Raw genomic sequence first — 6,231 nt, 5'->3', positions numbered from 1 at the left:
CGCGCACGGCCGAAGGCGACCTCGAGGTCGAGGCCGCGTTGACGGTGGCCGCCGACGGTCGAGATTCGACCGTGCGCGAGGCGCTCGGGATGGCAGCCGCGTGAGTACGGCGTACCGGCCGACGTGGCGTGGTTCCGCCTTCCCGAACCAAGCGACGCCGATGCCCGACACGCTGGCATGGATCACCGAGGAGACGATGCTCGTCACGTTTCCTCGGCCCGGGATACCTGCAGAGCGCCATGCTCATCCCGAAAGGATCGTTCGACGCGATCCGCGCGGAGGGGATCGACGGCTTCCGCGAACGCATCGTGCGTGCTGTGCCGCGGCTGGCCGCCGAGGCGGCCGAACTGGGCTCGTTCGAGAACGTCAAGCTCCTCTCGGTGCAGATCAACCGCCTCGACCGGTGGCACACGCCCGGTGCGCTGCTGATCGGCGACGCGGCGCATGCGATGTCTCCGGCGTTCGGCGTGGGCATCAACTACGCCGTGCAGGACGCCGTCGCCGCCGCGCGCCTGCTGGCACCCGCTCTCCGGTCCGGCGCGGAATCGGTGATCGACCGCGCGGCGGCTGCGGTGCAGGGTCGGCGTGAGCGTCCGACGGCGATGATGCAGCGCATCCAGCGTGCCGTCCATGCCCGGATCGCGACCGGCCGGGGCGTGAAGATCCTGGATGACCCGCCGACCCGCCGGCAGCGCATCGCGATGCGCCTCGCGCTGCCGCTGCTGCGGCCGCTCGCCGCGCGCATCGTCGGATACGGATTCCGTCCCGAGCGCCTTCGCTGACCGCGGCCTCCCGCCGTCGCGCCCGTTCGCGCGCCCGATACGCCGCGAGAAACACCGAACCGCGCGAAACACCACGCATCGCGCGGTTTCTCGGGCCGTTCGGCGTTTCTCGACGGCCGTGTCGACGGGGCGAGCGGGTGGATGAGCGATCTCTCATCAACCGATCGGGCGAGCGTTCCGGATGACTCCATGTGCGGCGGAAGTCGCACGGAACGGAAGGAAGAATCCATGCGCAAGAACATCACTCGAGCAGGACTCCTGGCGACCGGCTTCGGCGCCGCCGCCCTCGTCACGACCGGCCTGGCGCTTCCCGCCTCCGCCGACGACACCATCTCCTCGACCGACGAGACGGTGACCACGACGAGCGCGATGACCTCGCTCGACGCGTTCCAGACCTGGGTGCACGACGCCATCGACGCCGGCGGCAACACCGCGGCGCTCGACACCACCCTCGTGGAGGGCCCGCTGGTCAGCGACGTCGGCAACGGTGCGATCCTCTCCGGCAACGACACGCCGATCGGGTCCGACAACAGCGTCGATGCTCCCATCGGATCCGGCAATTCGACCGACATCGATGCTCCCGTCGGATCGGGCAACGATGTCGCCTCGGGCAACGAGGTCTCGGGCAATGACGTGGGCAGCGGAAACGACACCGCGTCGGGCAACGAAACCGCGTCGGGGAACGACACCTCCGTGGCCGATGACGCTTCGATCGGCGACGTGGGCGCCGAGGTCGGCGACGTGACCAATGACGTCAGCGGCGAGGTCGGCGATGTGACCAGCGACGTCTCCGGCGAGGTGGGCGACGTCGTCGGTGACGTCTCCAGCGACGTCGACGACCTCGTGGGCGATGTCTCCGGCGACGTCGACGGCCTGGTCGGCGGTCTCCTCGACTGACCGCCCGGCGTGAGAAACGCGCCGAGCATCTCGCATCGCGGGGTGTCTCGGCGCGTTCGGCGTTTCTCGGCACCTCTGCCTGCCGGGGCCGACGGGCGCTTCAGGCGGTGAAGAGCGGCGCCGAACCCAGAACGCGGTCGGGGGTGAGCCGGATGACCACGCGCTGCGGGTTGGGGCGCGGCGTGCGGTATCGCACACCGTAGAGCCGCTCAGCCAGCGCGACGGCATCGGCATCGCGCTCGATCACGGCACGGCCGGCGATCGACATCCACTGCGGCCCCGCCACCTGACCCACGCTCGCCCGGGAGTCGCGTTCGATGTTGCGCACCTTCTGGCTGCCGTCGGAGGTGATGATCCGCACCACGCCCTCGTGCACGGTGTAGCCGACCGCGACGACGTGGATGCCGCCGTCCCTGGCCATGGTCGACAGGGTGGCGAGGTGGTAGTCAGCGAGGAAGGCCTGGCCGTCGGCGGACAGGGAATCGAGTGAGCGGGTCATCGGGTCGTCCTCACGCCATCCGGGAGAGGATCGCATCCATGACCCGGTCGGGAAGCGTACGCCGCAGTCTCACGATGAGTCCCGCCGTGAACGGAACCGCGTAGCGGCTGCGCGGGCGGCTCGTGGTCACGGCCGTCACGATCGTCCGGGCGACGTCCTCGGGCGCGGCCGATATCGGACCCTCGTCAACGCGCGTGTAGTTCGCGTACATCCGTTGGGCCTGCCCCGCATACGCGCCATCGCCGGAGTGCTCGAGGAGGCTCTCGCGCGAGATGGTGTTCCACTCGGTGCGCACCGGGCCCGGCTGCACGATCACGACGTCGATGCCGTGCGGTGCCAGTTCCAGCCGGAGGGAGTCGCTGAGCCCCTCGACGGCGAACTTGGTGGCGTGGTACCAGCTGCCCAGGGGCTCGTAGATGTGCGCGCCGATCGAGGAGATGTTGATGATGCGCCCGCGACCGAGCTCGCGCATCGTCGGCAGCACGAGCTGGGTCAGGCGGGCCAGGCCGAAGATGTTGACATCGAACTGCCGCCGCGCTTCGTCGAGCGGAACGTCTTCGAGGGCCCCGTAGGAGCCGTAGCCGGCGTTGTTCACCAGCACGTCGATGCGGCCGCGCTCGCCGACGATGCGGTCGACCGCGGCCGTCATCGACGCCTCGTCGGTCACGTCGAGCTCGATCGCTGTTCCGCCGGCGTCGCTGATGGCGTTCATCCGGTCGACGCGGCGCGCGCCCCCGTAGACGGCCCAGCCCCTCTCGAGGAGGGCGAGGGCGGTCGCGAGGCCGATGCCGGACGAGGCGCCGGTGACGAGGGCGACGGGGGTGGGGGTGGAGGAGGCCATGCGTCCAGTCCACCACGCCGGTCTCACCCTCGGGCCCGATACGCGTCGCCGATCCAGCGCGCATACGCATGCCACGGGTCGGTGTCACCGCGCAGGTCGGCGACGAAGGACAGCAGATCGCGGTCGGCGCGGAACCACTCGCCCCCTTCGCGCAGGGCGGCGAACCGGATGTGGCGCTCGCGTTCGCGGGCGCGATCACCCGGTTCGAAGGCGAGGAGTTCGTCGTGCCGGATCGCTGCCAGCCGCTGCCGGGGACGGGCGGACGTGCCGATCTTCACCCTCGCGTCGAACCGCAGGTAGTAGACCACGTCGACCCGCGGCGGCGGGAGGTCGGCGTCGGGTGCGTCGCCGTATCGCCACAGGCACACCGCGCACCGCCATCCGTCGTCGGCGCGGGTGCCGCGGCTGCCGCCGCACAGGAGGCACGGCCCCGGCATCGCATGCGGCGCCGCCCGCATCGCTTGCCCCGGTGTCGCACTGTCCACGCACGCAATCTACGTGCGGCGTGCGACACCGAGAGCGGCGGCGCGGCTCAGTGCGTGAAGGCGGTCGTCTGACCCTCCACCGGCATCGGGGTCTCGAGGCGGTCGAGGTGATCGACGGCTTCCCGGATGTCGCGCAGGAGCGCGTCGGCGAGGCTGTGCGAGAGGCCGTTGCGCACGACGATGCGCTGCACGACGAGATCGGCGAGACCGTCGGGCATGGGGTAGGCGGGCACGAGCCATCCCTTGAGGCGCAGCCGCTCGGACAGGTGGTAGAGGTTCCAGGTGTCGGTGTGGCCGTCGGCCTGCTGCCAGGCGAACACCGGGATGTCGGTGCCGTCGTTCCACAGCTCGAACGCGTCCATCTTGCCGATCTCGGTCGCCAGGTACACCGCGACATCCTGAGACGCCTGCTGCACGCGACGGTAGCCATCCCACCCGAGACGCAGGAACAGGTAGTACTGCAGCAGAACCTGGGCCCCCGGGCGGGAGAAGTTCAGAGCGAAGGTCGGCATGTGGCCGCCGAGGTAGGTGACGTCGAAGACGAGGTCCTCCGGAAGGTCGGAGACCGAGCGCCACACGACCCAGCCGAGACCCGGATAGACCAGGCCGTACTTGTGAGCGGACGTGCTGATGGACACGACGCGCTCGACGCGGAAGTCCCACTCCAGGTCGGGCTGGAGGAACGGGGCGATCATCCCGCCCGAGGCGCCGTCGACGTGGATCTTGACATCGAGCCCGGTCGAGGCCTGGATCGCATCGAGGGCCTTCGCGATCTCGGCGACCGGCTCGTACATGCCGGTGTAGGTCACACCCATGATCGCGACGACGCCGATCGTGTTCTCGTCGACGTAGTCGGCCAGGTCGTGTCCGTCGAGCACCTTGTGCTCGCGGGAGATGGGCACGTATCGGGGCTCCACGTCCCAGTAGTTGCAGAACTTCTCCCAGCACACCTGCACGGCCGACGACAGCACCAGGTTGGGCTTGTCGGTGGGCAGTCCCTTCGCGCGTCGCGCGTGCTGCCAGCGGCGCTTCAGGGCGAGTCCGCCGAGCATGCACGCCTCGCTGGAGCCGATGGTGGATGTGCCGATCGCGTCGTCCGCGTCGGGCACGTTCCACAGGTTCGCGATCATCTTCCAGCACCGCGACTCGATCTCCGCGGTCTGCGGATACTCGTCCTTGTCGATCATGTTCTTGTCGGCGGACTCCTTGTAGAGCTTCTCCGCCGATGCATCCATCCACGTGCCGACGAATGTCGCGAGATTCAGGCGCGCGTTCCCATCGAGCATCGACTCGTCGTGCACGACCTGATACGCCGTGTCGGGGAGGGACTCGCCGTCGGGAAGGCGGTCGATCGGGAAGTCCGTCGCCTCGCCGTCGCGGGCGAAGAGCGGGTTGAGTTCGGTGCGGGAGACATCGTCGGGACGAGCGGCCGTGTCGGTCATGCAGGTTCTCCTCGGGTGGGTGAGCCTCCAGACTGCCCGGTGCGCGATCATGCCGCCACCCTCCGCCGCGGGTGTGATGTCAACCCCCTCGCAAGAGCCCGCGCGGGCGGTTCGACTGGACCGGTCAGACACGACGAGAGGATCGACATGCGCGCATTGACCTGGCAGGGCCGGCGGAACGTCTCGGTGGAGACGGTGCCCGACCCGCGGATCGAGGAGCCGACCGACGCGATCGTCCGCATCACGTCCACGGCGATCTGCGGATCCGACCTGCATCTCTACGAGATCTTCGGTCCGTTCATCGATCCGGGCGATGTGCTCGGCCACGAGCCCATGGGCATCGTCGAAGAGGTCGGCGCCGCGGTGACGAACCTGTCGCCCGGCCAGCGGGTCGTCATCCCGTTCAACATCTCGTGCGGTGAATGCTTCATGTGCCGCCGCGGGCTGCAGTCGCAGTGCGAGACGACGCAGGTGACCGAGTACGGCACCGGTGCTTCGCTGTTCGGCTACACCAAGCTCTACGGTCAGGTTCCCGGGGGTCAGGCCGAGCTGCTGCGCGTTCCGCTGGCCGACTACAACACGGTGCCCGTCGGCGCGGACCTGCCCGATGACCGATACCTGTTCCTCAGCGACATCCTCCCCACGGCCTGGCAGGGCGTCGACTATGCGAGCGTGCCGGACGGGGGAACCCTCGCGGTGCTGGGGCTCGGCCCGGTGGGGCAGTTCGCTGCCCGGATCGGTGCGCACCGGGGCTTTCGGGTCATCGGGATCGACCCCGTCGCCGAATGGCGCGACATGGCGGCCCGGCACGGGGTCGAGGCGCACGGCGACGACGACGCGGTCGAGCGGGTGCTCAGCGAGACCGCCGGGCGCGGGGCGGATGCCGTCATCGACGCCGTCGGCATGGAGGCGCACGGCGCACCGTTCATCCGAGCCGCCCACCACGCCCTCGGCCACCTGCCCGACGCGGTCACCCGGCCCGTCATGGACAAGGCGGGTGTCGATCGCCTGGCGGCGGTGTATTCCGGCATCGACATGGTGCGCCGCGGCGGCACCCTGTCGATCAGCGGCGTCTACGGCGGCGATGCCGACGTGCTGCCGATGAAGACGATGTTCGACAAGCAGCTGAGCCTGCGGATGGGGCAGTGCAACGTCAAGCGCTGGATCGACGACATCATGCCGCTCGTCGAGGACGCCGCCGACCCCTTGGGGATCGACGACCTCGTCACCCACCACGCATCGCTCGAAGACGCTCCCTCGCTCTACGAGACGTTCCAGAAGAAGG

General features: G+C 69.4%; 7 protein-coding genes. 3 read left to right on the top strand and 4 right to left on the bottom strand.

The features are described 5' to 3' along the window. The first annotated feature begins 239 nt into the window (after positions 1–239). Positions 240–782 (top strand): FAD-dependent monooxygenase, encoded by a 543-nt coding sequence (locus B4E30_RS12555; RefSeq protein WP_286795461.1) that lies wholly within the window; start codon positions 240–242, stop codon positions 780–782. A gap of 228 nt (positions 783–1,010) precedes the next feature. Continuing rightward, entirely contained in the window at positions 1,011–1,679 is a 669-nt protein-coding gene (locus tag B4E30_RS12550) for a hypothetical protein (RefSeq protein WP_286795460.1), read from the top strand. Positions 1,680–1,779: 100 nt separating this feature from the next. Here B4E30_RS12550 and B4E30_RS12545 read toward each other — a convergent pair whose 3' ends face one another. The 4 genes from B4E30_RS12545 to B4E30_RS12530 are packed head-to-tail and all read right to left on the bottom strand — an operon-like array spanning position 1,780 to position 4,946. Continuing rightward, positions 1,780–2,178 carry a TIGR03618 family F420-dependent PPOX class oxidoreductase gene (locus B4E30_RS12545; protein ID WP_286795459.1) on the bottom strand — a complete coding sequence of 133 codons (399 nt, stop codon included), beginning with the start codon at positions 2,176–2,178 and terminating at the stop codon, positions 1,780–1,782. A gap of 10 nt (positions 2,179–2,188) precedes the next feature. Continuing rightward, complete coding sequence (locus B4E30_RS12540) at positions 2,189–3,019, bottom strand: oxidoreductase (RefSeq protein WP_286795458.1); 831 nt, start codon at positions 3,017–3,019, stop codon at positions 2,189–2,191. A 23-nt stretch (positions 3,020–3,042) separates the two neighbouring features. Then, on the bottom strand, positions 3,043–3,504 hold the full coding sequence (locus B4E30_RS12535) for a GIY-YIG nuclease family protein (RefSeq protein WP_286795457.1): 462 nt from the start codon (positions 3,502–3,504) through the stop codon (positions 3,043–3,045). A 47-nt stretch (positions 3,505–3,551) separates the two neighbouring features. Next, positions 3,552–4,946, bottom strand: coding sequence for a glutamate decarboxylase (locus B4E30_RS12530; RefSeq protein ID WP_286795456.1), 1,395 nt, complete (start codon positions 4,944–4,946; stop codon positions 3,552–3,554). 147 nt (positions 4,947–5,093) lie between these two features. On the opposite strand from B4E30_RS12530, the gene B4E30_RS12525 reads away from it, so the two are divergent. After that, on the top strand, positions 5,094–6,231 hold a 1,138-nt coding region (locus B4E30_RS12525; RefSeq protein WP_286795455.1), incomplete at its 3' end, for an alcohol dehydrogenase catalytic domain-containing protein.

This window comes from Microbacterium sp. UBA3394 (genome assembly GCF_002358725.1).
In the GTDB taxonomy this organism is placed as follows: domain Bacteria; phylum Actinomycetota; class Actinomycetes; order Actinomycetales; family Microbacteriaceae; genus Microbacterium; species Microbacterium luteum.
Note: the sequence above shows the minus strand (reverse complement) of the source record. Positions and strands in the feature narration are given on the sequence as shown.

What these genes read in the sequence shown, in the direction of transcription:
- B4E30_RS12555 (WP_286795461.1), top strand. Translation starts at nt 240, where the DNA reads ATGCTCATCCCGAAAGGATCGTTCGACGCGATCCGCGCGGAGGGGATC.
- B4E30_RS12550 (WP_286795460.1), top strand. Translation starts at nt 1,011, where the DNA reads ATGCGCAAGAACATCACTCGAGCAGGACTCCTGGCGACCGGCTTCGGC.
- B4E30_RS12545 (WP_286795459.1), bottom strand. Translation starts at nt 2,178, where the DNA reads ATGACCCGCTCACTCGATTCCCTGTCCGCCGACGGCCAGGCCTTCCTC.
- B4E30_RS12540 (WP_286795458.1), bottom strand. Translation starts at nt 3,019, where the DNA reads ATGGCCTCCTCCACCCCCACCCCCGTCGCCCTCGTCACCGGCGCCTCG.
- B4E30_RS12530 (WP_286795456.1), bottom strand. Translation starts at nt 4,946, where the DNA reads ATGACCGACACGGCCGCTCGTCCCGACGATGTCTCCCGCACCGAACTC.